20 protein-coding genes and 5 pseudogenes are annotated in these 26,470 nt (G+C 57.2%); 8 read left to right on the plus strand and 17 right to left on the minus strand.

Going from position 1 to position 26,470, the window contains the following annotated elements; all coding sequences use genetic code 11:
- Positions 1 to 121: 121 nt before the first annotated feature.
- Positions 122 to 1,273: a coiled-coil domain-containing protein gene (locus tag PSQ19_RS09570; protein ID WP_282220589.1), complete on the plus strand. Its 1,152-nt coding sequence runs from the start codon at positions 122 to 124 to the stop codon at positions 1,271 to 1,273.
- Here PSQ19_RS09570 and PSQ19_RS09575 read toward each other — a convergent pair.
- A complete protein-coding gene (locus PSQ19_RS09575) occupies positions 1,270 to 1,617 on the minus strand; it encodes a DUF6476 family protein (protein WP_282220590.1) in 348 nt (115 codons plus the stop codon). The genes PSQ19_RS09570 and PSQ19_RS09575 overlap by 4 nt on opposite strands.
- A gap of 70 nt (positions 1,618 to 1,687) precedes the next feature.
- Between PSQ19_RS09575 and PSQ19_RS09580 the strand changes: the two genes are divergently transcribed.
- Both PSQ19_RS09580 and rpoH read left to right on the plus strand, forming a co-directional pair.
- Positions 1,688 to 2,653 carry an RluA family pseudouridine synthase gene (locus tag PSQ19_RS09580; protein WP_282220662.1) on the plus strand — a complete coding sequence of 322 codons (966 nt, stop codon included), beginning with the start codon at positions 1,688 to 1,690 and terminating at the stop codon, positions 2,651 to 2,653.
- A gap of 168 nt (positions 2,654 to 2,821) precedes the next feature.
- Complete coding sequence (rpoH, locus tag PSQ19_RS09585) at positions 2,822 to 3,706, plus strand: RNA polymerase sigma factor RpoH (protein WP_282217557.1); 885 nt, start codon at positions 2,822 to 2,824, stop codon at positions 3,704 to 3,706.
- On the opposite strand, the gene PSQ19_RS09590 is transcribed toward rpoH, so the two are convergent.
- Positions 3,666 to 4,436, minus strand: a complete 771-nt coding sequence (locus PSQ19_RS09590) for a thiamine diphosphokinase (RefSeq protein ID WP_282217558.1) — start codon at positions 4,434 to 4,436, stop codon at positions 3,666 to 3,668. The two genes, rpoH and PSQ19_RS09590, sit on opposite strands and share 41 nt — an antisense overlap.
- Positions 4,437 to 4,808: 372 nt before the next feature.
- Here PSQ19_RS09590 and PSQ19_RS09595 point away from each other — a divergent pair, with 372 nt between their 5' ends.
- The 3 genes from PSQ19_RS09595 to PSQ19_RS09605 all read left to right on the plus strand — a co-directional run bounded on the left by PSQ19_RS09595 (position 4,809) and on the right by PSQ19_RS09605 (position 7,922).
- Entirely contained in the window at positions 4,809 to 5,636 is an 828-nt protein-coding gene (locus tag PSQ19_RS09595) for a thiamine ABC transporter substrate-binding protein (protein WP_328517640.1), read from the plus strand.
- 65 nt (positions 5,637 to 5,701) lie between these two features.
- Positions 5,702 to 7,297: an ABC transporter permease family protein gene (locus PSQ19_RS09600; RefSeq protein ID WP_282217559.1), complete on the plus strand. Its 1,596-nt coding sequence runs from the start codon at positions 5,702 to 5,704 to the stop codon at positions 7,295 to 7,297.
- A complete protein-coding gene (locus tag PSQ19_RS09605) occupies positions 7,284 to 7,922 on the plus strand; it encodes an ATP-binding cassette domain-containing protein (RefSeq protein ID WP_282217560.1) in 639 nt (212 codons plus the stop codon). The genes PSQ19_RS09600 and PSQ19_RS09605 overlap by 14 nt, the downstream gene beginning before the upstream one ends.
- A 22-nt stretch (positions 7,923 to 7,944) precedes the next feature.
- Here the strand turns inward: PSQ19_RS09605 and PSQ19_RS09610 are convergent, their stop codons facing one another.
- The 4 genes from PSQ19_RS09610 to PSQ19_RS09625 form a co-directional block, all read right to left on the minus strand.
- Positions 7,945 to 8,145, minus strand: a complete 201-nt coding sequence (locus PSQ19_RS09610) for a hypothetical protein (protein ID WP_282217561.1) — start codon at positions 8,143 to 8,145, stop codon at positions 7,945 to 7,947.
- Positions 8,135 to 8,383, minus strand: coding sequence for a hypothetical protein (locus tag PSQ19_RS09615; RefSeq protein WP_282217562.1), 249 nt, complete (start codon positions 8,381 to 8,383; stop codon positions 8,135 to 8,137). Before PSQ19_RS09615 ends, PSQ19_RS09610 begins: the two co-directional genes overlap by 11 nt.
- Positions 8,384 to 8,727: 344 nt before the next feature.
- Positions 8,728 to 10,155, minus strand: a complete 1,428-nt coding sequence (locus PSQ19_RS09620; protein ID WP_282217563.1) for a hypothetical protein — start codon at positions 10,153 to 10,155, stop codon at positions 8,728 to 8,730.
- 46 nt (positions 10,156 to 10,201) lie between these two features.
- Positions 10,202 to 11,491: an adenylosuccinate synthase gene (locus PSQ19_RS09625; RefSeq protein ID WP_282217564.1), complete on the minus strand. Its 1,290-nt coding sequence runs from the start codon at positions 11,489 to 11,491 to the stop codon at positions 10,202 to 10,204.
- A gap of 154 nt (positions 11,492 to 11,645) precedes the next feature.
- On the opposite strand from PSQ19_RS09625, the gene PSQ19_RS09630 reads away from it, so the two are divergent.
- Complete coding sequence (locus PSQ19_RS09630; RefSeq protein WP_282217565.1) at positions 11,646 to 12,608, plus strand: DMT family transporter; 963 nt, start codon at positions 11,646 to 11,648, stop codon at positions 12,606 to 12,608.
- Between the two features lie 78 nt (positions 12,609 to 12,686).
- On the opposite strand, the gene serA is transcribed toward PSQ19_RS09630, so the two are convergent.
- Positions 12,687 to 14,270 (minus strand): phosphoglycerate dehydrogenase, encoded by a 1,584-nt coding sequence (gene serA, locus PSQ19_RS09635; RefSeq protein ID WP_282217566.1) that lies wholly within the window; start codon positions 14,268 to 14,270, stop codon positions 12,687 to 12,689.
- A gap of 117 nt (positions 14,271 to 14,387) precedes the next feature.
- Positions 14,388 to 15,564 (minus strand): annotated as a pseudogene (locus PSQ19_RS09640) (phosphoserine transaminase).
- A gap of 349 nt (positions 15,565 to 15,913) precedes the next feature.
- Between PSQ19_RS09640 and PSQ19_RS09645 the strand changes: the two are divergent.
- Complete coding sequence (locus PSQ19_RS09645) at positions 15,914 to 16,468, plus strand: DUF1697 domain-containing protein (protein ID WP_282217567.1); 555 nt, start codon at positions 15,914 to 15,916, stop codon at positions 16,466 to 16,468.
- Between the two features lie 133 nt (positions 16,469 to 16,601).
- On the opposite strand, the gene denD is transcribed toward PSQ19_RS09645, so the two are convergent.
- The 9 genes and pseudogenes from denD to tolB form a co-directional block, all read right to left on the minus strand.
- On the minus strand, positions 16,602 to 17,591 hold the full coding sequence (denD, locus tag PSQ19_RS09650; RefSeq protein ID WP_282217568.1) for a D-erythronate dehydrogenase: 990 nt from the start codon (positions 17,589 to 17,591) through the stop codon (positions 16,602 to 16,604).
- Between the two features lie 107 nt (positions 17,592 to 17,698).
- Positions 17,699 to 18,445, minus strand: a complete 747-nt coding sequence (locus PSQ19_RS09655) for an outer membrane protein (RefSeq protein ID WP_282217569.1) — start codon at positions 18,443 to 18,445, stop codon at positions 17,699 to 17,701.
- Between the two features lie 207 nt (positions 18,446 to 18,652).
- Positions 18,653 to 19,997 (minus strand): annotated as a pseudogene (gene glmM / locus PSQ19_RS09660) (phosphoglucosamine mutase).
- A 145-nt stretch (positions 19,998 to 20,142) separates the two neighbouring features.
- Positions 20,143 to 22,075, minus strand: a pseudogene (gene ftsH, locus PSQ19_RS09665) (ATP-dependent zinc metalloprotease FtsH).
- Positions 22,076 to 22,219: 144 nt separating this feature from the next.
- Complete coding sequence (gene tilS / locus PSQ19_RS09670; RefSeq protein ID WP_282217570.1) at positions 22,220 to 23,263, minus strand: tRNA lysidine(34) synthetase TilS; 1,044 nt, start codon at positions 23,261 to 23,263, stop codon at positions 22,220 to 22,222.
- Positions 23,248 to 23,589 (minus strand): tetratricopeptide repeat protein, encoded by a 342-nt coding sequence (locus PSQ19_RS09675; RefSeq protein WP_328517764.1) that lies wholly within the window; start codon positions 23,587 to 23,589, stop codon positions 23,248 to 23,250. Before PSQ19_RS09675 ends, tilS begins: the two co-directional genes overlap by 16 nt.
- Before the next feature lie 9 nt (positions 23,590 to 23,598).
- Positions 23,599 to 24,117: a hypothetical protein gene (locus tag PSQ19_RS09680; RefSeq protein WP_282217571.1), complete on the minus strand. Its 519-nt coding sequence runs from the start codon at positions 24,115 to 24,117 to the stop codon at positions 23,599 to 23,601.
- A 328-nt stretch (positions 24,118 to 24,445) separates the two neighbouring features.
- A pseudogene (pal, locus tag PSQ19_RS09685) lies at positions 24,446 to 24,932 on the minus strand (peptidoglycan-associated lipoprotein Pal).
- 193 nt (positions 24,933 to 25,125) lie between these two features.
- Positions 25,126 to 26,449 (minus strand): annotated as a pseudogene (tolB, locus tag PSQ19_RS19810) (Tol-Pal system beta propeller repeat protein TolB).
- Between the last annotated feature and the right edge of the window lie 21 nt (positions 26,450 to 26,470).

Consider the following 26,470-nt stretch of genomic DNA (forward strand, 5'->3'; position numbering starts at 1 on the left):
CGTACGGCCCATTATCCGTTAGGGATAGGCTCTGGCGCTGAAAGCGGAAAACACCTATTGCTGCCAGATTAGGAGTGCGTCTTCGGGCTGCTATTGTCCCGGTTGGCGTCGGAGTTGGTATATGGGTATTGAAAATATCATGTACTTTGCGCTTGGTCTGCTCGTAGCGGGACTTGTGGCACTGATCATCATGCCCGCCGTATGGAAGCGCGCGGTTCGCCTCACCAAACGTCGCATCGAAGCGGCAACACCAATTACTCTTGCAGAATTCCGCGCTGACAAAGACCAGCTTCGCGCCGAATTTGCCCTCGCCACCCGCCGTCTGGAGATGACCATCGAGTCTTTGCGTGCCCGATTGGCCGCCCAGCTTGGCGATGCAAACCAGAGCCTTTCAGACGCCGGTGCCCTGCGAGAGGAACGCGACGAACTGTTGGAACTCCTGACCGCACACCAAACCCGCCAATCAGAACTTGAAACCGACATCGCCGAACTCCAGGCGCAGGTCGCCCAATTAACCGAAGAACTCAGAGTGCGGCAAACGGGCGATGCCGAACTGGCTAGCCAGGCAGCACTTACTTTGGGCGAGTCTGAACCACTCACCGGCATCTACGCCCCTGACGTCGAGCGCATTCTGGCAACTCTGGACAAGGAACGTCAGCGCAGCAGTTTTCTCGAAGATCAGGCCCATGCGCTGCTATCCCGGCTCGAAGCCGCCGATCAGCAGGGGGCAGAAGCCAATGCGGCAATCGCCGAAATGCGTTCCGCAATGGCGGGACAAGGCGATCAAGCGCTTAAAGCCACCCAGAATTTGGTGTCAGCCGAGGCGCGCATCGCGAGCGCAGAAAATCGCCTGAACGCAATTCTGGCCGAAACCAAAGACATTGTTGACACCAGCACACAACCGGTTGATCTCGCGCCTGCAGACATAGTCGACCAGGACCAGCGCCTCGAACATCTCCGCCAGCAAGTTTTCGCCGTCCAGAACTCAATTGAGCAAGACTGGGTCATCGGTCACGCCGATCAGCAATTATTGCGCCAAAGCCTGAGCGATATAGCCACCAATGTCATCACGCTTGTTCAAGATGGAGACATCAAGAAATCGGCACCGCACACCGGTGAGGTAAGTCTTTTTGACCGCGTGCAGCAATTTGCCGATGACGAACTGAATGTGGAAACATTACAGCCCAAGACCGCCCATTTCCCAAAACCGGCGAATAGCGCCTCAAAAGCGTCCGATCGCGTGGCGGCGCGGCGCGAAATTAGCGGCCGTTAAGGCTCGTTTTGCAACACGATATCGCGCGTTATTTCGCCACTCGTTTGATCGTAGAGCCGAAGGTGCATGACGCCGTCGGCGAAAAACGTGATATTGATTGCCCCCTCTGCAACCATGGCGGACACCACTTCCGCCCCTTGGGGCAGGGAAACGCTCGCCACCATCTCGATTGACGGCTGATCGCGCATCACGCGATAGACAAGTGCGAAACCAATCGCCATAAAGCCCAGCAACAATATTCCCATCGAAATCATAAATGATCGACGGGCTTTCGCCATGATCGCCAGCGCTTCGGGCGAAAGCGCTTCGGACTTGTTTGGCTCATTCACGTTAGGATCGCTCATGCGGGACTCATCCAGTCAAGATTATGAATTCGGCGATAGTAGCGCCGTCGAGTTCCAGATCGACGACGCCATGGCAGGCGGACGGCTTGATGCAGTACTGGCCAAGGCACATGCTGTGCTGAGCCGCAATCGCCTGAAGGACTTGATCCTTGCCGGTGCTGTAACGGTCAATGGCACACCGATCAGCCAGCCCAAATACCGCGTAAGCGCCGGCGAGACAATCTTTCTTCTTGCCCCGCCCCCAGAAGATCCAGAGCCACAGGCCGAGAACATCCCTCTCGACATCCTCTATGAGGACGCATTCCTTATCGTTATCAATAAGCCGGTTGGCATGGTTGTACACCCCGCGCCGGGGAATAATAGCGGCACCCTGGTCAATGCTCTAATCTATCATTGCGGCGATACGCTCAAAGGCATTGGCGGTGTAAAGCGCCCCGGCATCGTGCATCGGTTGGATCGCGATACCTCCGGGGTTATGGTTGCCGCCAAGAATGAACGGGCTCACAAACATCTTTCAGAGCAATTTGCCGACCATGGGCGTACCGGTCCGCTGCATCGCGCCTATACCGCCTTTGTCTGGGGTCATACCGAAACCGCGCGTGGTACCGTTGATGCGCCGCTGGGCCGGGATCAGAACAACCGACTCAAGCAGGCCGTACGCCGTGACGGTCGCGAGGCAATCACCCACTATTTGACTAAGCGCCGATTTGGCGGCGAGGGCTGGGACATTACCCAACTTGAGTGCCAACTCGAAACAGGTCGCACCCATCAGATCAGGGTTCACATGACCCATGTCGGCCACCCGCTGGTTGCTGACCCGGTCTATGCACCCGGTTTCGCTACCAAGGTCAATAGGCTGCCTGCTGAACCGGCGACCGCAATCGCACGACTTGAACGACAGGCACTCCACGCCGCCGAACTTGGTTTCGAGCATCCAAAAACGGGTGAGGAAATGTTCTTTGAGGCGCCATTACCGCCTGACCTGACCCAATTGCTCGATAGTTTGGAGCCCTATGATAAGGCATTTGCCAAATAACGACAGACGCGGAACCGAAACGATGTGTTCGCGTTTGTTCTATTCGCGCGGCTCTTACATTTGCCATATACCACCCTATATTAGGAGCCAAATCAACCGGCGTGCCGCAAGGGCGCTGGCCCGATCCTCTGCTCGCATTGTGCGAGGGAAACCATAAGGGGTGCGACGATGGCCGTGTCCAATTTACCAGTACTGTCCGCCGATGGCGGACTGAGCCGCTATCTTCAGGAAATCCGCAAGTTCCCCATGCTTGAGCCGGATGAAGAATTTATGCTGGCCAAACGCTACAAAGAACACACTGATCCCGATGCCGCGCAGCGCTTGATTACGTCACATTTGCGTCTCGTAGCCAAGATTGCCATGGGGTATCGTGGCTATGGCCTGCCAATTTCCGAAGTTATTTCGGAAGGCAATGTCGGGCTGATGCACGCAGTAAAGCGCTTTGAGCCCGACAAGGGTTTCCGGCTCGCCACCTATGCCATGTGGTGGATTCGTGCCGCTATCCAGGAATATGTTCTGCGCTCCTGGTCGCTCGTCAAGATCGGCACTACCGCCGCCCAAAAGCGCCTGTTTTTTAACTTACGCAAGGTCAAGGGTCAGATCGCCGCGCTTGACGATGGGGCCTTGCACCCCGATCAGATCAAGCAGATTGCTACGACCCTGAAAGTCACCGAAGCGGATGTGGTCTCGATGAACGCACGTCTTTCAGGCGATGCCTCACTCAACTCGCCAATGCGGGCCGACGAGGGCACCTCTGAATGGCAGGATTGGTTGGTCGACGATACGCCAAGCGCCGAGACGACACTGGGCGACAGCGAGGAATACAAGGAGCGGATGGGGTTGTTGAACAATGCCATGGATGTACTCAATGACCGCGAAAAGGCAATTTTCCAGGCGCGCCGTCTCCAGGACAATCCTTCAACGCTCGAAGAATTGGCCCAACAGTACGATGTCAGCCGCGAGCGAATCCGTCAGATCGAAGTGCGGGCATTTGAAAAAGTTCAGGTTGCGGTCAAGGACGCGGCAAGCCAGCAGGCTGGTGCCGACGCCTGACATTTGAACGAGCGGGCATTGCGCCCGCCTTATCCCAGGGGGGCAGGTCGACCAAATCCCACAGTCGCGCTTTATCAAGAATTAGTAACCAGGGCGACAGTTCTCCCGCCATTGGCTCAATGATGATATCTCCCCCAAGCCCCGCATTGGAAACGCCGGTCAATACGCCCGGCGCCAACGTCAGTCCATCCAGCGGGTACACCAGCCCCGTGGACCGCGCAAACTGAACCGTGCCCAATGGATGCATCGACACGCGCTCCCCGACTTTGGCGTCAAACCGCAGGGGCCCGCTGACCGCCATTGCGATATCATGTTCGTCGATCAATATGATCCGGCGGCTGGCGGCAAATTTTGTCAAGACATGGAGCGCGCCCATCGTGTGATCAAACCGTTTGCCGGTCATCCCCACGGCCAATGTCATTGGCGCGCGCGTACAACAGATTGCCTTCTCAAAATCGGTGGTGATTTGTTCGGGCACCTCCACGACACGCGTGCGCTGTTCCCAAACCGAACGATTGCCCAGAGAATCCAGATCGCCGATAATGGCCTCGGGAACCAACCCTACGCCACCAATCACGTCGCCGCCACCATCGGCCCCGACAAGCGCCACGCCGCGCGCGTGCAAATCGTTCAGTAGGCCCGGCGCCACCGATCCGCCCCCTACAATTGCGATTGTCCCCGAGAAAACCAGCGGCAGATCGTCTGACGTGTTTGGCAAAGTCTCTTGCACGACTGGCTCACTCCAACTATGTGTATGAGGTCTCGCTGGGGTGTTCTGCCAACGCAGAGCCTGAGAATTACCCATTGAACCTGAACCAGGTCATGCTGGCGGAGGAAGTTCGAGATGGCAAGGCCACTCGTTCGGCCCGACCATTTGACACATTCCCCTTCACATGACCGCAACCCGAAGGGAATGACGAAATGGTCAAGCCAACTTGCTTTCTGGCGTTTGCGGTCGCCTTGGGACTGGCTGCCACGCCAGCTATTGCCCAGGATAAACCCACGCTCACAATTTATACTTACGATGGTTTCGCTGCCGAATGGGGCCCGGGCGGTCCTCTCAAATCTGGATTCGAGGCAACTTGCGGTTGCGTCGTCAATTTTGTCGCCGCTGACAGGCTCCATCGGCGCGCTGCGCAGGGTTCAGCTTGAGGGCGACACCACCGCCGCGGACGTGATTGTCGGACTCGACACCGCAATTGCAGGTGAAGCCCGCGCCACCGGCCTGTTTGCTGATCACCATCTCGATCTGTCAGGCTTGAAACTGCCCGAACCATGGACCGACAAGCAGTTCGTTCCCTTCGACTATTCCCATTTTGCCATCATGTACGATACCGATACTATCCCAACCCCGCCGAAGTCCTTTGAAGAGCTGATCGCGCTTCCAGCAAATATCAAGATTGCCCTCCAGGACCCCCGCTCATCAACGCCCGGCCTTGGCCTCGTGCTTTGGATCAAGGCTGCCTATGGTGACCGTGCGCCCGAAATCTGGGCCGGTCTCAAGCCGCACATTCTGACGATGACGCGTGATTGGTCGGAAAGCTACGATCTGTTTCTCAAGGGCGAAGCTGATCTAACGCTCTCCTACACGACCTCGCCCGCCTATCACATCATCGAAGACAATGATGAGACCATTAAGGCCGCACTGTTTGAGGAAGGCCATCTTGCCCAGATCGAAGTGGCAGGCGTTCTGAAATCCTCCGAACACCAACAATTGGCACGCGATTTTCTAGCCTATCTGACCTCGGTCGACGGTCAGAAAATCATTCCGATGACCAATTGGATGTTTCCTGTCGTCGATCTTGGCGCCGATATGAACCCCATATTTGCAACTCTGCCGCAACCAGCCAAAACCCTGACTATTAGCGATCAGGATATCGCTAAGCACGCCAGGCAATGGATTGATGAGGCGCTTACCACCATCCAATAGTCGGGTAGTCCGACTGCAATGGCATTGCCGGACTGGCTCTGGCAATGCCGCCGAACCGGAGCACCATGCAAAGTCTGCCCCAGCGCCGCAATCGCATCGTTATAAGTCTTACTCTGGCGGCGCTGATCACCGGCGTGATTGCTGCTGTTCTCTGGGCAATTCTCGCTGCCGCCACTACGGTGTCGGACTCTGGATCAAGCCGTATCGATATCTTGCATCTGCTGCGTATGACCAGCATTCAGGCAGGTTTGACTACGCTAATCTCCTTGCTGGTCGGCACGGCGTTGGCGTGGGCGCTCAATCGATTGCGCTTTCCCGGCCGTAATATGCTGATCGGTATTTTCTCTGCGGCAATTGTTACACCGGGCATGGTCGTTGCCTTCGGCATGCTTTCGATTTGGGGTCGAAGCGGCTGGATCAATCAAGCCAGCCTTGCCATGTTTAACGTTTCCATCGGCAATCCTGCCTTTGGTCTCTCGGGAATATTGTTGGCCCATGTCATCCTTGATGGCGCCTTTGCCGCTCGCATCCTGCTCGCGCGCCTTGATTCCATTCCCCAAGAACGCCTCAAGACCGGCCAAAGCCTGAACCTGTCACCATGGACGCGATTTATCATCCTTGATTGGCAAGCTATGCGCGGCACCCTGCCCGGCCTTGCCGCCATTATTTTCCTTCTGGCCTTCACCAGCTTCCCAATTGTTCTGCTGCTGGGTGGGGGTCCCGCCAACCAGACCCTCGAAGTGGCCATATATGCAGCGGTACGGCAGGATTTTGATCTGCGTGGCGCGGTGCTGTTGGCGCTTACCCAGATCGGCGTGTGCTCAATCATCATTTTTTCGGCAGCGGCGTTGCCGGCAGTGCCCAGCAGCCTTGGCCCATCCAGCACCAAATCGTGGCGGGACCGAGCCTGGGCACTAGGTTTGGCTTGGATTGTACTTGGTCTTGCCACGTTGGGTTTCGTCCTGCCACTGGCGTCTGTGCTTGTCGATGGCTTGGCCGCTGGGCTGATCAACCTCCTGTCGACTGTCAGCTTTTGGCACGCCAGCGCTACGAGCCTGATTGTCGGATCGATCTCCGCACTTCTGACTTTGACATTTACCCTGGCGCTATCTCTTGGTCGCAGCGCCTCGGCCAGTCAACAACTGCGCATCGTGTTGGGACTGCCGGCATACGCCTATCTGGCCGTTCCGGCGGTCGTGCTGTCCCTCGGAGGTTTCCTGCTCGTTCGCTCAATGGGCATCGCGCCGGGTGCCGCGGCCCCCTATGTCGTCGTTTTTGCCAATGCGCTGTTGGCCTTACCTTTTGCTGTTGCAACGCTGGGTCCGCCACTAGACACTATTGCGCGCTCGCGTGGAAAACTCATTCGCTCGCTCGGTCTTTCTAGCTGGCAGCAATTCAAGCTGATCGAATATCCACTACTTGGCCGGGACGTCGGCGTGGTTCTGGCGCTGTCATTTTGCTTTTCACTTGGCGATTTAGGCGTTATCGCCCTGTTCGGAACTCAGGACTTCACCACGCTGCCACTCTTGATGTTCCGAGCGTTGGGAGCCTACCGCTCCGACGACGCGGCTGCGATTGCCGCCATCCTTCTCATCGGCACCATCGCGGCCTTTGAGGCCTTGCCCAGACTGTTCGAAAGACTTGCCCATGCTCGTCGTTGACCGCCTGACATTTGCCTATCGGGATCAGGCCACTCCTTATCAGTTCTCGTTTGACGCCAAGCCCGGCGAAATCACCGCAATTTCGGGGCCGAGTGGATCGGGCAAGTCGACGTTGCTCGACCTGCTTGCCGGGTTCTTGTCCCCTGTATCAGGCACAATTGCGACCAATGGCACCAACATCGTCCGGCTGCCGCCCGAACAACGTCCTGTTTCTCTGCTTCTGCAAACCGAGAGCCTGTTTGAGCATCTGACTGCGGCGCGCAATGTTGCGCTGGGGTTGTCGCCCAAAACGCCTCGCACCGAGACAAAGGTTGCCGTAGACGCTGCCCTCAACGAAGTTGGATTGTCCGGGTTCGGTGCGCGCCTGGCCGCCGGCCTGTCTGGTGGCCAAAAACAGCGCGTAGCGCTTGCACGGACGCTCTTGCGCGCCCGCCCGGTCTTGCTTCTGGACGAGCCATTTTCGGCGCTAGATGATGGGACGCGTGGACAGGTACGATCATTGGTCGTGCGGCTCACCAGCTTTCATTGCTGGCACACTATATTGGTCAGCCACCATATCGACGACATCAATGCGGTCGCCCACCGCCACTATCGACTCGACAACCAGAAGCTGGCACTGGTTTAGATCGCGAAGGCCACATCCTTCATCACGACTTTGCCCACTCAGCAAAAACCTTTTTGAACAAGGCTTCTGCGCTATCATCTTTTTCCAAAGTGATGATCGCACGGGTTCCGGTGCCATAGATCACCGCAAAATCCATCCACTTGCGCTCAGTCAGCAGTTCGATATTGGTCGGCAGGTCCTTTTCGGCGGCACTCAGGGCAAACAGGAATGAACTACCCACCACGCGGGCGGAAGCCCCTACTAAAGGCGTGCCCTGTACCAGGCTCTTCATTCTTGAGCAGTACCCCTGGCAAACTGGCGATTGTACCGCCGATAAAGCTGTCACTGACCTGGAAATTGATCTCCATCAGATGGCTGGCAGGCAGGGTCGCGTCGGCATTCTTGCGAATAGTCACATCAACGCTGAGATTTCGCGCTGGAATGCTGGCCGTCGCCTTGATCGTCGGCACACCAAGGCTCATCTGTACCCTCGCTCCATTCCACCGTACCCGAGAATGGCACAGCACCAGTCTGCCCATCCGATGACGCCTCGAGCAAAAGCGACTGACTGCCGGCCAACACGGCCGGATCAACAGAAGCTGCCGGATCATTCGTCGCAATCTCAGGCGTGGTTTCGGCCGGCAAGCGCTCCTCGGCAGTTGTCGTATCGGGTGCCGTTGTCTCGGTCCCGGCACCTGCTGCGCCCGGATCAGGCGTCAATCGTGCTTCTGGTTCCGGTTCGAGCCCTTGCAATGCCGTTGTTGCTTCGCCCGTCGTCGGACTGGATGCAGTATTGCCTGGCCCAGCGATATCTGGTGCGGTGACATTACCATCGAGGGTTGGCGTCTTTGGGGCCCCCTCTGTGGTCGGTGCACTCGTGGCGCCCGTGTCTGTTGCAACCGCCGTTGAGCGCCCGAACATCTGGTCCAGATCGACATAGCCTTCTCGCCAGGCCCAAAATCCAGCGCCGCCAACGCCAACGAGGAGCAAAGCGAAGACCACAAGAAAAATCGTCAGTCCCGCGCCGCGCCGCTCTTCGCCAAGGCTCGTCGCCACTTCCAACCGCTCCGCTGGGACCCGCGTCGTCCCGTTTACCATCACCGTCAGAGGCAGCCGCATCAGGCAGCGCCGCGGACTTTTCGCCGCGTGCTTCCCGATCAAGGGTTTCGATGGCGCGCTCAATAACGCCCTCGGCTTCCAGCGGGTTGGATTTCCCCGCCCCCGCATCTACATCAACCTCGCGCTCGCTCGAAAGCGCACTTTCGACGGCTCCCGCGTCCTTTATCACGACAGGCTCGACGACCCCGTCGCGGGCGCGCTCCATGGCACCCATTGCCGGTTCTACCCGATTGGCTGCTGCCAAATTGGCGGTTTTGCCGTTGCCCTTCGATCCAAAAAAGCCGCCGTCCGATGGGGGGCGTCGCTCGACCGCCGGTGTGCCAACGTCCGCAACCGGATCTGGTGGGCTGGGTTTAGCGGCGCTGACATCCACGTTTGGGGCAGCCACTGGCGACTGCCCATTGGGCGGGGCAACGGCGGGATGGGTGTTAATCTCGGGTTCGACCGCGGGGTTGGGTTCAGACACCGCGTCTGGATTGTCAGCGGCGTCAGGAACAGTGGTATTTGACTGTGGCGCTGATTGGTCAACCTCACCGCCAGCAGCCTCAGCTGCACTAATAATGTCCTCTATCGAAGCCGACGACGCCGATTTAGCTGATGCGTCGAACGCAAATTGCGGTTGGGTAGGAGGCGTCACGACCGGTTCAGCGATACTGCCAGTGCCTGCATTTTCGGACTGTTCAGCGGGCGCGGGTGGCGCCGCATGCTTGGTCTTCACCTTATCAGTGGGTTTGGCATCGAGTTCTGCAGCGTCATCGGTTGAGGCACGTGTCGTCCCGTGCTCTTTCGGCAGTTCTGGTTCTGCAACTGGATCGGGTTCGGGCTCCGGCACTTCCTGGGTTGCAGGGGTTTCGTCAGCGGCGAATTTAGTCTCGACAGACCGCTCTGGCGGTGCCGCAAAATCGCGACGCAGCGAAATAACCGCTTCGCTGGCTTCCTGTTCTACCTGACGGATGCAATCTTCGAGTTGCAATCGGTGTTGCGTGATATCGCGAGCAGGCAGAGGCGGATTGATAGCGCGCAACTGTCCAACCAGAGCAGACCGCGCCTTCTCATAAACCGCCCGACGTGCGGCTCCATTATTTTCTGGCAGGGCGGATATCGCCCTGCGCAACAGCTCTTTGTAGTCCGCCATTCGCTACTTGGTACTCACAATTGCTGGTGTCTTTTAGCAAATAAATTCAATCTTGAAACGGGTCATGAACCAAGATCGTATCCAACCGCTCCGGGCTTGTGGAAAGCATTGCCACCGGCGCCCCAATCATTTCCTCTATATAGCGCACATATTTGACCGCCTGTGCGGGCAATTCCGCCCAACTCCGGGCGCCAGCCGTCGTGCCCGACCAGCCCTCCAGCGTCTCATAGATTGGCTTAACGCGCGCTTGCGCCCCCATTGAGGCAGGCAAATAATCGATTCGTGATCCGTCCAACTCATATCCGACACATATCTTGATTTCCTTGAGCCCATCCAAAACATCCAGCTTGGTCAGCGCAATGCCCGATATGCCCGAGGTCTTGACGGTCTGGCGCACAAGGACCGCATCGAACCAGCCACAGCGTCGTGCCCTGCCGGTATTGACACCCACCTCACGTCCGACCGTGGCTAGATGCGCGCCCATTTCGTCGTCCAGTTCGCATGGAAACGGCCCTTCGCCGACGCGTGTTGTATAGGCCTTGGTGATCCCCAAAACATAGCCGATTGCCGTCGGTCCAAGACCTGATCCCGCCGCGGCCTGCCCCGCGACCGTATTGGAGGACGTCACAAATGGATAAGTGCCATGATCATTGTCCAGCAACGCTCCCTGCGCACCTTCAAACAGGATGCGAGCGCCAGCGCGACGCTTTTCATCAAGAATATTCCACACCCGGTCCATGAACGGCAGTATCTGATCGGCGATCGATGTAAGTTCGGAAAAAATGCCGTCCGCCGCGATCTCGACTAACCCCATCCCGCGTCGCAGCGCATTGTGATGCGCCAACAAACGTTCGATCTTTGGCATCAGCGTATCGGGTTCCGAGAGATCAACCAGCCGAATGGCGCGACGACCAACCTTGTCCTCATACGCTGGGCCGATACCCCGCTTGGTGGTACCAATTTTGAGACCCGAATTTGAATCTTCGCGAATCGCGTCCAGTTCGCGGTGCAATGACAGAATAAGCGGTGCATTGTCGGCAATCCGCAGCACCTCTGGCGTAATCTTGACGCCCTGCCCTCGCAACTTTTCCATTTCTTGCACGAAATGGTGTGGGTCAACCACGACACCATTGCCAATGACGCTGAGTTTGCCTTGCACCAGACCCGACGGTAGCAACGCGAGTTTATAGCTGACGCCGTCGATAACCAGCGTGTGGCCGGCATTGTGGCCGCCATGATAACGCACCACCACGTCGGCGCGCTCGGAAAGCCAATCCACAATTTTGCCTTTGCCTTCGTCGCCCCACTGCGAGCCGACGACCACCACATTTGCCATTCGCTTGTCCTCAGAGTTAGGCACACCAATCAGCTTTCGCCGCCATCCGACGAAAGTGGTTTGGCCATAAATCTTTGTTCACCGACCGCCCTTTGTGATTTGTTGGCGGCCGAATTGCTGATAAGTCCGAGTTCATTACATTAGTAGAGCCACAATGACAAAGCCGCCTTCATCGCAAAATCGCGGCATCTCCGCGCAACTTCTTGATCGCCCCTATGTATTGCTGATCCTGACCACGCTTTTCTGGGGTGGCAATGTGGTGGCGGGCAAACTCGCTGTTGGTCACATCGATCCCTATACCCTCACCTTGCTGCGCTGGATTGGCGCTCTTCTCATCGTTTTGCCCTTTGCGATTCGCCCGCTACGACGCGACCTGCCAACGCTATTGGCGAAATGGTGGCTATTCCTGTTCTATGGGGGCGTCGGCTATGTCACCTTCAATATTTTCATCTACATTGCCGCCCACTACGCCCCTGGCATCAATATTGGCCTAGAACAGGTCACCATTAACATGTTTGTCATGTTGGCAAACTTCGCCCTGTTTGGTTTGCGCGTCCGTGCCTTGCAGTTACTTGGTGTCGCACTAACGGCTACGGGTGTGTTGATTACCGCGACCCATGGGGAGGTGGCTCGCCTTTTGGCGCTCGATATTGGTTTCGGTGACCTGCTGGTATTAGTCGCCTGCGCAGCTTATGCCGCTTACTCAGTATCCCTGCGCTTTCGCCCGGTGACCAGTTGGCTCAGCTATCTGGTCGCAACGTTCCTTGGGGCGATCATTGCATCAATATTTTATCAGCTGGCGTTGGGAGGTGGCATCGGCGCTTTCGTTACAGCACTGCCAACGGTAACCCCGCAGGGTTGGCTGGTCGCGGTCTACACCATGTTGTTGCCCTCGGTAGTCTCGCAGATGTTTTATGTCCGCGGCGTCGAACTGATTGGCGCCAACCGCGCCAGCCTGTTCATCAATCTGATACCGATTTTCGCAGCTACCCTGGCAATTCTGGTATTGGGCGAAACACTCCAACCCTATCATATGGTCGCAGCAGTCCTCGTAATTGCGGGCATTTTCCTCGCCGAGTTCAGCGCGCGGCGCGCGCTTGGATCGCCTCAGAACTAGCGCGTCGAGTTGAATATTTCTCCATGAAAAAGGCCGACGCGTTAGCGTCGGCCTTTCAGCATCAAAGTGGTTACAACCCTAGAATTTTAGCGCTTTGGCCTGCTTGACACCCGGTAGCGCCAGTATCTCTGCCAACTGCTTGTCGCCAAGAGTACCATCAATCGATACCAGCGCGATGGCGTCCGAGCCAACCTGATCACGACCAAGATTGAAGTTGGCAATATTGATTCCCAACGTACCCAGCAGTGTACCTAGACGGCCAATATGGCCCGGTTTGTCTTCATTGGTCACATAGAGCATGGACGGTGTCAGTTCCGCTTCCATATTGATGTTCTTGACCTGAATGACGCGTGGCTTGCCGCTGGCAAATACCGTTCCGGCAACCGCCCGTTCCTGCCGCTCCGTGCCAATGGTCAGGCGGATGTAATTTTCATACGCCCCCTGCTGCTCGCGCGTCACCACTTCCACTGCCATACCGCGGTCCTTGGCCACCTGCGGCGCCGAGACCATGTTGACTTCAGCCAACAATGGCTTGAGCACACCGTGCAATGCGGCTGCCACCATCGGCTTGGTGTTCATTGCCGCGACATTGCCCTCAAACTCGATCTTGATCGTTTGAATGGATGTTTCGGTCAACTGACCGGCAAATGAGCCAAGCACTTCCGCCAGTTTGATAAACGGCGTCAGACGCGGCGCTTCTTCGCCCGAAATCGAGGGAAAGTTGAGCGCGTTGGTGATTTCGCCGCTCATCAGGTACGCCGAAATCTGCTCGGCAACCTGCAACGCCACATTTTCCTGCGCCTCGGAAGTCGAGGCCCCCAGATGCGGCGTCGCAATGACATTGGGCAGATCGAACAACGGATTGGCCGATGCCGGTTCCTCAAGAAATACGTCCAGCGCGGCGCCAGCGACCTGGCCAGATTTCAGGGCATCAGCCAACGCTGCCTCGTCAATCAGTCCGCCCCGCGCACAATTGATAATTCGCACACCCATCTTGGACTTGGCAATTGCCTCAGCAGAAATCACATTGCGGGTTTGCTCGGTCAGCGGCGTGTGCAGCGTGATAAAATCGGCTCGAGCCAGCAGATCGTCCAGTTCGACTTTCTCGACGCCAATTTCCAGCGCCCGTTCTGGCGTGAGAAAGGGGTCAAATGCAATGACCTTCATTCGCAGGCCCTGCGCGCGGTCCGCTACAATCGCCCCGATATTGCCGCAACCGACAATACCCAGCACCTTGTTTGTCACTTCGACGCCCATAAAACGGTTCTTTTCCCATTTGCCGGCGCGAGTGGAAGCATCGGCCTCGGGGATCTGTCGAGCCAGTGACAACATCATCGAAATCGCATGTTCAGCGGTCGTGATCGAATTGCCGAAGGGCGTATTCATCACAATGATGCCCTTTTTGGTCGCCGCCGGAATATCGACATTGTCAACGCCGATGCCGGCCCTGCCGATGACCTTGAGGTTGGTGGCGGCAGCGAGAAGCTTTTCGGTCACCTTGGTTGCGGAACGAATGGCCAAACCGTCATATTGCCCGATTGCCTCGAGCAGTTTTTCCTTGTCCTTGCCCAGATCGGGCAGATAGTCGACCTCAACGCCATTGTCCTTGAAAATCTGAACGGCGGTCGGGCTGAGCTTATCGGAAACGAGTACCTTGGGCATGACGCCCTCCTTGATGAGAAATGGATAGGTGCCCTCCCGACGAATGTGGTGCGAGACTGATAGGATGTTGATCCGAATCTCACACGCCCACCCGATCGTCGGAAGGTCAGGACAATGTCAGGCTGCGTCTGCAGTCAGCGCCAGTTTTTCGGCTGCGAATGCGAAATCCAGCCAGGGCGTCAATGCTTTGAGATCATCAGCTTCAATGGTCGAACCGGCCCAGATACGAAGCCCCGAAGGCGCGTCCTTGTAGGCACCGATATCGTACGCCGCACCTGCCTGGTCGAGTCGAGCAACCATGGCCTTGGCAAAGGCTGCCTGCTTGTTCGCCGCAAGCGCTGTAACCGCCGGATCGACAATTGAAAAGCACACCGAAGTGTTGGATCGATTGGCTTCATCCTTGGCCAGAAATGCCACCCAGTCCGTTTTACTCACCCAGTCCGCCAGCACCTCGAAATTGGCATCAGCGCGCCCTTGCAAACCTTTCAGGCCGCCCTGCTCCAGACCCCATTCCATCGCGTCAATCGCGTCTTCAATGCACAGCATAGAAGGCGTATTAATCGTCGCGCCGTCGAACACCTCGGCCAGCAGCTTATCACCCTTGGTCAAACGGAAAATCTTGGGCAGCGGACGATCTGGCTTATAACTTTCCAGGCGCGCCACTGCGCGCGGGCTCAGGATCAGAACGCCGTGAGCGGCCTCGCCCCCTAGTGCCTTCTGCCAGGAAAACGTCACCACATCGAGCTTGGGGAAATCCAGATCTTGCGCGAACGCAGCCGATGTCGCATCGCAAATGGTCAGGCCCTTGCGGTCCGCTGCGATCCAGTCGGCATTGGGCACCCGCACACCGGACGTCGTGCCGTTCCATGTAAAGACAACGTCACGGTCGCAATCAACCTCACCAAGGTCAGGCAATTCGCCATATGGAGCCTTGATGATCCGCGCGTCGTCGAGCCTTGAGTTGCTTGACCACGTCGGTGACCCAACCAGCCCCAAAACTTTCCCACGCCAGCATGTCCACGCCGCGCTCGCCCAGCATCGACCAAAGCGCCATTTCGACAGCGCCGGTATCGGAGGCAGGAACAATGCCGATCACATAGTCGTCCGGCACCTCGAGTAACGCGCGGGTCAACTCAATCGCTCGCTGAATGCGAGCCTTCCCAGGTTTTGAGCGGTGCGAACGTCCAACCAACGCATGCTCAAGCGCTTCGACCGTCCAACCAGGACGTTTCGAACAGGGACCAGATGAAAAATTAGGGTTAGCCGGTTTAACCGCCGGTGCGGTGTGGGGCATATCAGTCATATTGCGACCCTCCCAGGTCGATAGCCTTGCGTTAGGGCAAGGTGTCCTGAGGAGCGGCATACGCCCGACCCGACCGTCCGTCAATCCATCTTTTTCGACAATTGTGCGTCGGGCGCCGGAAACGGGAATTATGCCGAGCCTAACCCATAGGTTTGGCAAAGGGCAGGATCGGGCCCCAGTATAGGCGGGAACTTGCACCCATGTCTCCCAGGCCTATATTTGTGGGACAATTCACTAGGTCGATTGGCCCAGCGCAATGGCAGTGAGCTGATCCAACATCTCGATCACGGACGATATTCACCTATGTGCGTACCAATTCGAGCGTACCAAGAGGAAATTGATGCCAAAGGCCGTTCAACAACGTTATGTGGCACTCCTGTATTCGATCAGCCTTCCTGCTGGCCGCAGGCTTGTTATGCAGGATCTCAAGCAGATGACGCTATCGATCGGGCTTGAAGCCCCACATACACTTTTGTCCACGGGAAACCTGCTATTCACCACCCAGCAAACTGAAATCAACAATCTGGAGGCTCGGCTTGAAACGGCATACGCCGCGACGTTCGGACGTCACGTTGATTTTCTCGTGCGCGACACACTGGCTTGGAAAAATATAGTGGCAACCAACCCGTTTGTTGACGCCGCGGAGCAAAATGCAAGCAATGTAATGGTGCGCGTCATGCGCAATCCATTATCCAAGGAAAAGGTAGCCGACATCGCATCTGCGGCACGCGACGGGGAGCGGCTGGCAACGGTTAGTGGCAATTTATGGATCAGCTTTGCAGAGGCACCCAGCCGGTCCAAGCTGCTACCGCTCCTGACCCGTCAGAAACTGGGCGTCGGCACCATCCGTAACTGGAACACCGCGCGCGCCATTGATTCAGTTTTACGGTCGTGAATTACCTCAACAGTGCGATATGGAGTCCTCGATAAGGCCGTAAGTAGTCACGCCACGACACCACAAACAATCAAGTCCATTGCCGAATTCTCGAATGGGCAGAAAATTGGGACTGAGCGATTCTACTAAAGCCTTATGGTTTGCCAATCCTGCCATTCAGCTCGTCAGCGATATGCGCACGAATGATGTCGTCAAAATTATTGTCACCGGAAAATCCCAAATCGATTGAGCGCTGCGCATCAAAGTTTTTGGGCCATCCCGCCACCATTTCAATGATTTTTGCGTCCGGTTCGCGACGGATCAGAGCGACCGCGTCGCTGCCCCCCACACGCTCAAGGGCCTCAATCTGCTCACCCACCGTCGCGCTGAGACCAGGCATGTTGAGCGAACGGCGTTGCCCAAGAGATTCAGTATTCAGCGCCGCCGCGTGTATGAGAAACCCGACGGCGGCCCGTGGACTGGCGAACCAGTGCCGGACAGTCTCAGCCACCGGCAACACCGCCTCCAGCCCAACCAGAGGCTCGCGAATTATCCCTGAGAAAAAGCCGGACGCTGCCTTGTTCGGCGCGCCCGGGCGAACCACGATTGTCGGCAAGCGGATGCCGATGCCATCGAAAATGCCGCGACGCGAATAGTCAGCCAGCAACAGTTCGCCGATCGCCTTTTGCGTCCCATAGCTGGTCAAGGGTGTCAGCACCTGCGTGTCCGGGATCACTGCAGGCAACGGTTCGCCAAAGACCGCTATGGACGACGTGAAAACTAGTTTGGGGAAATAGCTTTCTGCCTGCCCCGCCTGTCGAATAGCCTCATACAGCAATCGAGTGCCATCCAAATTGATCCGGTAGCCTTTTTCAAAGTCGGCTTCCGCTTCCCCCGACACAATGGCCGCGAGATGAAAGATGACGTCCGGACGGTCCTTGATCAGTTCAGCGGCCGCGCCCTCTGCACTCAGATCGTTGGCAACGCTGACAATATCAATCTGGCTGGGCGGCACCTCCGGCGCGAAAATATCGGCCAGGGTGAGCGCGGCAATCGAGCGTCCGTTCAAGCTGCCGTCCTTGAGCAGCGCCGCTGTCAGCTTGCGCCCAATCATGCCACCGGCACCGATAATCAGAATTTTCATGATGTCCCCTCCGCTGCCATACTATGGAGGGGCAGCAGACCGCAGTCCAGTGAGTACAAAAAAACGGCGCCCCGAAGGACGCCGCATTTTAAGCTATCAAATCGAAATTAGTTGATCCGATACCGCAAGGTCGAGCGGACCTCGTGGATCCAGTTGTTGGAGGTCGAAAAGCCCATTGGCGCGGGCTGGGTGTTGGCGATCTTGGCCATATAGATGGCGCGATAGCCCACATCCGCGGTAAAGGCGCCAAAATCATAACCGATACCGACCATACCCGCGGCCGCTAGGCTGGTATTGGAACCGCCAGTGATGGGGTTACCTGCCGGGGCGTCGACGCTAACCTGATTGAACGCGGCGCCGATACCAGCACCGACATAACCAAAAGCACCGCCCGCAGCGGAGTAACCGGAACCCATACCAGAATTTCCGAATGAGAAATCATAATAGGCATTGGCCAGCGCAATGGTCGAGCGCAGTTTTAACGAATATTTGCCAGCAACGCCCGGCGCGGTCTTGGTGATCGAAACACCATCATTGGCCAGATAGTCAACGGTTGCGTCAAATCGCAAGCCGGTCCCGGTTTCATAGCCAAAGCCGGCACCAACGCTATAACCGTATCCCCAATCATTAACCGGATAGGTCACGTCACCGCAACCGCACTCGTCGGCTTTGACTTCCTTGGACCACAAGGCATTAGCGGCAGCACTGCCACGTAAATAAAACGAGCCCTGAACACCATAGTCCACATCGGGAATATCGATTATCGGGGAATAAACGGGCAAGTCGGCCGCGATTACGGGGAGTGCGATATTGGCGGCCCCTGCCACCAGCATCGCAGCGATGAGCTTACGCATGAGACATTCCTTAAAGTTGCCACGACACCAGTCGATTGACATTTAATATCCGGCAACTTTGTTAAATCTCACTTAACCTAAATATTTAACCGTAACTCGGTGTAATTGTTACCACTTCTTAACAAAGCTAGACAGGTTACTACGTAAGGAAATAACCACCAATAGGTGCGCATCCGGGGTGACAATCACGATAAATGTTGAGCGATGTCAGGAGACCTGACTAATAGCCGCTTCGATATCACCGACCACCGACTGCACCAGCGACGCATCGTCCGCCTCACCCATGACCCGCACGACCGGCTCAGTGCCAGATTCGCGGATGACCAGACGCCCGCCGTCACCAAGGCGTGCCAGACCCTCGGCAATAGCTTGTTTGACCGCCTTGCTTTCCAGCGGCTTGCCGGTCGTAAATTTCACACTTCGCAGCAACTGGGGCACCTTGGCAAATCGCGAACAGATTTCGGAGATCGGTCGATCGAGCCTGCTTGAGTACCGACAGCAATTGCAGAGCCGCGACCAGACCGTCACCTGTCGTTGTGAAATCCGAAAGAATGATGTGGCCTGACTGCTCACCACCGACATTATAACCCTTGGCCCGCATCGCCTCGAGCACATATCGGTCGCCAACCTGAGTGCGCTCCAGCGTCAACCCAATAGAACCAAGATAACGCTCCAGTCCCAGGTTGGACATTACCGTGGCAACAATACCACCACCGAGTAGCATTTCGCGCTGCATCCAGCTTTGGGCTATCACGGCCATAAACTGGTCGCCGTCAACGACTTCGCCCTTCTCGTCGATAATAATGACGCGGTCCGCATCACCATCCAGCGCAATACCTATGTCGGCACGCACTTCCTTGACCTTGGCTGCCACTGCCTCCGGTGCGGTCGAGCCAACTTTATAGTTGATATTAAAGCCATCAGGCTCAGCGCCAATAGTGACCACATCCGCACCCAACTCCCATAGGGCAATCGGCGCGACCTTGTAGGCCGCACCATTGGCACAATCGAGCACCACGCGTAGTCCGGTCAGATCGATGCTGCGCGGCAGCGTCCGTTTGGCATATTCGATGTAACGCGTACGCGCCTCTTCATCGCGATGAGCCCGGCCGATGTCGCGCCCCTGAGCCAGCAAATGGCTCATATCACTATCGACGAGCCGCTCGATTTCCGCCTCGACCTTGTCACTTAATTTGAAACCGTCGGGCCGAAACAGCTTGATCCCGTTGTCCTCGAAGGGATTGTGTGAGGCTGAAATCATCACGCCAAGGTCAGCCCGCAGCGATCGGGTCAGCATTGCTACAGCAGGCGTCGGCATCGGCCCGAGCAGATAGACGTCCATGCCAACCGCCGTAAAACCTGCGGTCAGGGCGTTCTCGATCATATAACCGGACCGCCTTGTGTCCTTGCCGATCACCACCCGATGTTTGTGGCTGCCACGAACGAATTTCTGGCCTGCGGCCATGCCCAGCTTCAGCGCCAGTTCGGGGGTAAGCTTTGCCCCGTTCACCTGTCCGCGAATGCCATCGGTTCCAAAATATTTCCGTGCCATACCGCCCTCGTGAAATCTGATATCTCAGGCAAGTATCACAAATAATACTTGCGACCGCCTGAACGATGTCAGCGCGGTCTAGCAGAACCAGCAGCAATGAAAAAGGGGCCGCTTGATGGCGGCCCCTTGGATTCGGTCAATACAATTAACTTTCGGGTTGTGGCTCCATGCCCCCTTCGGGAGGACTATCGGGTCGCTTTTTGCTCGCCTTGCCCGCCGTTGGCACCCCACTTTGCTTGGGCGCAGCCCCGTCACTATCATCGGGACGGATTGGCTGCTTGCCCTCCATCAATGCCCGCAGGCTCATCCCCGGTCAGCGTTTCATATTCCAGCAACGCCTGGGCGACAGCTTCGAATTGCTCGATATTGCCATTGATTATGTCGCGGGCGGCCTTTTCGCCGTCCTCGATCAATTGGCGCACCTCCTGGTCGATCAGCTTGGCCGTGTCATCCGACATATTGTTGGACTGGGTCATCGAATGACCAATGAACACTTCCTGCTCACTTGACTTGTAACGCACTCGGCCCAGCTTTTCTGACATGCCCCATTCCATGACCATGGAACGCGCCAGGCTGGTTGCCATCTGGATATCACCGGACGCACCGCTCGTGACCTTTTCTGGTCCGAACTTGTATATTTCGGCCTCACGACCGCCGAACAACATGGCCAGTCGCGCAACCGCCTTTTCGTGGCTGAACGAATAACTGTCACTCTCCGGCAATGTCATCACCATGCCCAGCGCCCGTCCCCGTGGAATGATCGTTGCTTTGTGGATCGGGTCAATCCCCGCGACCTTGAGCGCAATGATGGCGTGACCAGCCTCGTGATAGGCAGTCAGCTTCTTCTCGTCTTCAGACATGGCCATGGTGCGACGCTCAGCGCCCATCATGATCTTGTCCTTGGCGTCCTCAAATTCTGCATGGGTAACAAATCGCTTGTTACGGCGGGCTGCCAGCAGTGCGGCCTCATTGACCAAATTCATCAGGTCCGCTCCCGAAAATCCGGGCGTACCACGGGCCAATGTCTTGAGATCCACGTCCGGCGCCAATGGTACTTTACGCACGTGCACCTTGAGAACTTTTTCGCGGCCCGACACATCCGGGTTCGGCACCACGACCTGGCGATCGAAACGACCCGGGCGGAGTAGTGCCGGGTCAAGCACGTCGGGGCGGTTAGTCGCGGCGATCAGAATGATGCCTTCATTGGCCTCAAACCCGTCCATTTCAACCAGCAGCTGGTTGAGGGTCTGCTCGCGCTCGTCATTGCCGCCGCCAAGACCGGCTCCGCGCTGACGACCCACCGCATCGATTTCGTCGATGAAGATAATGCAGGGCGCGTTCTTCTTGGCCTGCTCAAACATGTCGCGCACACGTGACGCGCCGACGCCAACAAACATTTCCACAAAGTCGGAACCCGAAATGGTGAAAAACGGCACATTGGCTTCACCCGCGACCGAGCGCGCCAGCAATGTCTTACCAGTGCCCGGGGGACCCACCAGCAGCACACCGCGCGGAATACGACCACCAAGACGCTGGAACTTGCCTGGATCGCGCAGGAACTCGACAATCTCTTCAAGATCCTGCTTGGCTTCATCAACCCCTGCAACGTCCTCAAACGTTACTTTGCCGTGGCTTTCGGTCAACAGCTTGGCCCGCGATTTGCCAAAGCCCATCGCGCCGCCTCTGCCACCACCCTGCATTTGTCGTATGAAAAAGAACCATACCCCAATAATGACAATGAACGGAAGCCATGATGACAATAAGATTGTCCAAAACGGGCTGGATTCCGGCTCGCGCGCGGTGATCGAAACATCCTTTTTCTCAAGGCGGCTGATAACATCAGCACCGTTGGGAATAATCGTTTCAAAGCGTGAATTGTCGCTGAGCAGTCCCGTTACAGTATCATTGGTGATGGTTACGCTGGATACTCGTCCCGCATCAACATCGGTAATAAACTGGCTATAGCTCTTGTCGGCCACCGAAACGGCGCGCGTCGACGACTGGAAAACCTGAAACAGGCCCATCAGCATGAAAAGTATGACTAGCCAGATGGCAAAGTTGCGGAAGTTTCCGTTCATCAAATCCTGTCCCGGATGGCCGGCGCGTCCTCGGCCGGTGTCTGTGGGCAATGTATGTGCCCGCTCCTAGCGTTACAAGGGCAAGCCCTGCGGCCCTTTGCGCCTTTCGTCCAGTGTCTTTGACACTATTGGGTTAATACGTCATCACGATTTGTTTGGCTCAACCGCCAAATGTGAAAGCAATTTGCCGCGTCGCCCGGTCTCGGTGCGGACGATGATGGAATCTGCCCGCCGTCGCACCATACAGCCATGGAGTGTGCGACCGCTGAATTCCTGCTCGGAGACCAGCACCTGATAAAGCGCTTCGACTGTACCAAGAGCCCGCGATTTCTTCCCAGTCCCCATCTCGGCCAACAATGTGGAGAGCATCAGCACCGCCACCGATTGCGGCAGTTGGGTGAATCCCTCGCGGACGATCACCGCCTCTTCGCTTGTTCGACTGGTCACGAGCGACCCGAGTGCCGATTCAGCGGCCACCTCCAGCGCCTCCCTTGCCCGCCCCATCCGTTGGGCAAAGTCGCCCAGACGGTTCCCATCGAGGCCCAATGCCGCCAGTTGCGGCATCAGCTTGCGCCACCGGACCCGCTCATAGTGGCTATCCTCATTGGACGGATCCTGCGCCGGTGTAAGGTCGGCCATACTGACAACCTCGCCCAAATCTGCTGGATCTACACACAGTAGCGGTCGGAAAATCTTTACGCCTCCAACGTTGGAAAATGGCGTCATGCCGGCCAATCCTGCAACGCCGCTGCCGTGCGCCAGGCGCATAAGAACTGTTTCTGCCTGATCCTGTTGGTGATGAGCTGTGAGCAACACCTCAACGCCATCTTCTTTCATCGCCGATTTGATCAAGCCATAACGGGCGTTACGCGCCGCCTCCTGCACACCGCTCTTTGGGTGGGGGGCCGGCCAGACCAAACCGCGCCCTTCAAGTCCCATGGCGTTTGCGCAGGCCAGGACCATCGCTACTTCCGCGGCCGCTTCGGGACGTAGACCATGATCGACCGAATAAACCACCAGCCGAACGCCCCGCCCCTGCTGCGCAGCCCAGCGGTGAGCCAGAACCATCAGTGCCAGACTGTCAGCGCCCCCCGATACCGCAAGCCCGAGGCTGGAAAACGCCGCGACCGGGCCAAACAGCTGGCCAAGCGTCGCGACCTCGTCGCCAAATGTCAGGCGGGCGGACATTGTGCCTTGGCCTGTTCCTGACTGAGCCGTGCCGCGAACGCAGGCGTCGGATCCGTATAGCGTTTGTCAATCTCGGCCAATGTGCGGCAGGCCGTGTCGCGCTCACCTGCGCCAGACAATGACATGCCCAGCCGCAGCAGGAGATCCGGCGCGCGTGGCGAATCCGGCGTTTTCTGAAAAGCAGTCAACAAGACATCGGCCGCCTCATCATAAGCCCCCCGCTGCAAGAGCGCCTCACCCAACCAGTTGGCGGCATCCGAATATTGCGGGCTATCGGGATACAGGCTCGATATATTGCGAAAACTGATCTTCAGCGAACAGATAATCGCCGCGCATTATTGCCTCATAACCCGCTTGATATTGGGCATCAGCATCTGCATTGTCGGTGCTGACTTGACCCGGACTATAATTGAGATCGAGCGGCGCGCCCGTGCCCAGTTCGGTGCTCCCACCCGCTCCGGTTCCGACAAGCGGATCACCCGACGCACCGATATCGTCCATTGGTGCGCCAGACCCGTCCGTGAAGGTAGGGTCAACTTCAGCTTCCCCGGCAACGGCACAACGCCTTGTTCGGGGATATCGGTCATCGGCACATTGCTAGGGTCCTGCGGCAACGCGCCGTCGGGCGTCACGCCCTCCGATTGGGTTGCCGCATCATTTTTTCCCCCAGCACCGCGTTCGAGCGCTTCAAACCGCGCTTCATTGTCCTGCTGCATGCGATCGATCAGAGTCTGCATCTGGGTAAGCTGAAAAGTAAGCCCATCCATCTGCCCGTTGAGGGTGCGCAATTGTTCTTCGAGTTGCTGGATGCGCAAAGTCAATTGCGCTTCCTCCTGCGTTTGGGCCACCAACATCCTGGGCGCCCCGGCGTTTACAGCCGCGGATTGTCTCACATCGGCTGGCGGCCGCACCGTGGGAAGCGCCAATGCAGTCACCGGGCTTGCGACCCCCAGTATAAGCAGCACTGCAACCGTCAAATTGATTCGGCCCTTGGGTCGGATCACTGATAATTTCACCTTGTTACTCCATAGTGCTGGCCACTAGCCGCGATTCTACCGCTAATGCGCGCTCATTACAGCCGAAATTTGGTCAAAAAGAAGCGCCGGGACCTTTTAGGGTACCCGGCGCTCTTGCCTCCAGTTTTCACTGGTTCGCTCTGAGCGGCCCATTAGGCCGGTCAGGTTATTGTACCACTGTCACCGCACGACGATTCTGACTCCAACAGGAGATGTCGTTACAGATGGCCACTGGCCGTTCCTTGCCGAACGATTTCGAAGTGATGCGCTGGGCGCTGACGCCGCGCGACACCAGATAATTGACCACAATCGCAGGCTCGGCGGGCGCCAAGGGCGATGTTATATTCGCGCGTACCGCGCTCGTCGGCGTGCCCTTCGATCAGAATACGATAATTACCATACTGATTTAGCCAGGCCGCTTGCTTGTCCAGCGTCGCTGTCGCCGTCGAGGTCAGGGATGACGAGTCGGTCTCAAAAAATACGCGGTCGCCAACCGATACGAGGAATTCCTGCTGGCTGCCGGGCGCGCCGCCGCCAGGGCCGAGATTGCCGACACCGGTGGCCGGGGTGCGCGAACACGCCGCGACCGCGACGAGTAGGACAACCATCGCAAGCGCGCGAAGGCCATAATTGATGGGTGCATGGGTAGGCATCCGGTTAGGCTCCTAAAGACGAAAATCTTAAGCACCACATTTACCGCACTTAATATTAAGGCCGGGTTTTCCAGCGTGGTTAATCAATGCCTTTTCCGGCGCGAATATGGCAGAAATTAAGGCACTTTCACACTGTTGCATATTGGTCACTTGAGGTCTGGCACAGCGCCATAAGGTTAAGAAACTCAGTCTGTTAGGACCGCAATCCCGACCATGCCGGATCGGACGCATAGGTTTCGGTGGGAATCGTCAAGACATTGCGTCCCCATATGTCCACAGATTTCAGTCGGGGGCCATCATTGCCCCCGGGGTCCTGGAAGAACATGATCACGCGGCCATTGGGTGCCCAAGTCGGCCCCTCGGCATGAAAACTGGTGTAAAGCATCCGCTCGCCTGACCCGTCGGGGTTCATGATCCCGATGCTGAACTGCCCGCCCGACTGCCGGGTAAAGGCGATCAAATCACCCTTTGGCGCCCACACGGGTGTCGAATAGGTCCCTTGGCCGAAGCTTATCCGCTGCGCCTGGCCGCCTCCTGCCGCCATCATGTAGAGTTGCGGTGAACCGCCGCGGTCGCTCTCAAAAATGATGCGGCTGCCATCGGGAGAGTAACTTGGTCCGGTATCAATAGCACCCCCGCTGGTCAGCTGGGTCGGCTGGCCGCCAGCCACCGCTATGGAGTACAGGTTGGTGGCCCCGCTGGCCTCGACCGAGAATGCAATCCGCCCGCCGTCGGGCGAGAACCGAGGCGCAAACGTCATCGCCCCGAACGAGCCAAGGCGGCGTTGTTGCCCGGTCGATAATTGCAGCAGGTACACCTGCGGGTTGCCATCGTCGAAATTCATATAGCTGACAAGATCATTGTTGGGCGAAAAACGCGGCGTCAGCGCCAGCGTGCGGCCTTCTGTCAGATACTGCGAGTTGGCCCCATCCTGATCCATGATCGCCAGCCGCTTGACACGATTGGCCTTCGGGCCGCTCTCGGCCACGTAAACTACCCGTGTATCGAAATAACCAGACCCACCTGCCAGTGACTCGTAAATCGCGTCCGAGATAATGTGGGCAACCCGCCGCGAGCCTATTGGGGTCAGTGTTATATCGCTTGCCCACCACTTGCGCCGCCTGCTGGGTGTCCCAGACTCGTACCGAAGACTGGATCTGGCCGCCGCGTTCCACCTGGCCCATTACAAGTGCGTCGACATTAATCTGGCGCCAATTATCAAAGTTTGGCGTCGCTGCCACATCACCCACCCGGATTGGCAGCGATGCGGGGTCAAGCGGCAGAAACAAGCCGCTACGCTGCAAGTTATTGCGTACGATGCCGGCAATTTCCTGCCCAAACGCTGGATCGGACGACGCGAAGTCTGGAATGGCGATTGGCAAGGGTTGGAAATTGCCCCCACTGACATTGACTTCGACCAGCGCCGAGGCCGCCCGGCTAGCCGCGAGCGTCGCCCCGGTTGCCAGTCCGAGCTTCAGTGCAGTACGGCGGTTGAATAGCATCATCGTTTTATCCATCAGTTCAATGTGTCGATTGCG

The organism is Devosia algicola (assembly GCF_028816455.1).
In the GTDB taxonomy this organism is placed as follows: domain Bacteria; phylum Pseudomonadota; class Alphaproteobacteria; order Rhizobiales; family Devosiaceae; genus Devosia; species Devosia algicola.

Coding starts and splice junctions, on each gene's coding strand:
- PSQ19_RS09655 (WP_282217569.1), bottom strand. CDS start 18,445: ATGCGTAAGCTCATCGCTGCGATGCTGGTGGCAGGGGCCGCCAATATC.
- PSQ19_RS09630 (WP_282217565.1), top strand. CDS start 11,646: ATGACAAAGCCGCCTTCATCGCAAAATCGCGGCATCTCCGCGCAACTT.
- PSQ19_RS09600 (WP_282217559.1), top strand. CDS start 5,702: ATGCAAAGTCTGCCCCAGCGCCGCAATCGCATCGTTATAAGTCTTACT.
- PSQ19_RS09680 (WP_282217571.1), bottom strand. CDS start 24,117: ATGTTGGTGGCCCAAACGCAGGAGGAAGCGCAATTGACTTTGCGCATC.
- PSQ19_RS09615 (WP_282217562.1), bottom strand. CDS start 8,383: ATGAGCCTTGGTGTGCCGACGATCAAGGCGACGGCCAGCATTCCAGCG.
- rpoH (WP_282217557.1), top strand. CDS start 2,822: ATGGCCGTGTCCAATTTACCAGTACTGTCCGCCGATGGCGGACTGAGC.
- tilS (WP_282217570.1), bottom strand. CDS start 23,263: ATGTCCGCCCGCCTGACATTTGGCGACGAGGTCGCGACGCTTGGCCAG.
- PSQ19_RS09605 (WP_282217560.1), top strand. CDS start 7,284: ATGCTCGTCGTTGACCGCCTGACATTTGCCTATCGGGATCAGGCCACT.
- PSQ19_RS09580 (WP_282220662.1), top strand. CDS start 1,688: ATGGCAGGCGGACGGCTTGATGCAGTACTGGCCAAGGCACATGCTGTG.
- PSQ19_RS09570 (WP_282220589.1), top strand. CDS start 122: ATGGGTATTGAAAATATCATGTACTTTGCGCTTGGTCTGCTCGTAGCG.
- denD (WP_282217568.1), bottom strand. CDS start 17,591: ATGAAAATTCTGATTATCGGTGCCGGTGGCATGATTGGGCGCAAGCTG.
- PSQ19_RS09645 (WP_282217567.1), top strand. CDS start 15,914: ATGCCAAAGGCCGTTCAACAACGTTATGTGGCACTCCTGTATTCGATC.
- serA (WP_282217566.1), bottom strand. CDS start 14,270: ATGCCCAAGGTACTCGTTTCCGATAAGCTCAGCCCGACCGCCGTTCAG.
- PSQ19_RS09625 (WP_282217564.1), bottom strand. CDS start 11,491: ATGGCAAATGTGGTGGTCGTCGGCTCGCAGTGGGGCGACGAAGGCAAA.
- PSQ19_RS09620 (WP_282217563.1), bottom strand. CDS start 10,155: ATGGCGGACTACAAAGAGCTGTTGCGCAGGGCGATATCCGCCCTGCCA.
- PSQ19_RS09575 (WP_282220590.1), bottom strand. CDS start 1,617: ATGAGCGATCCTAACGTGAATGAGCCAAACAAGTCCGAAGCGCTTTCG.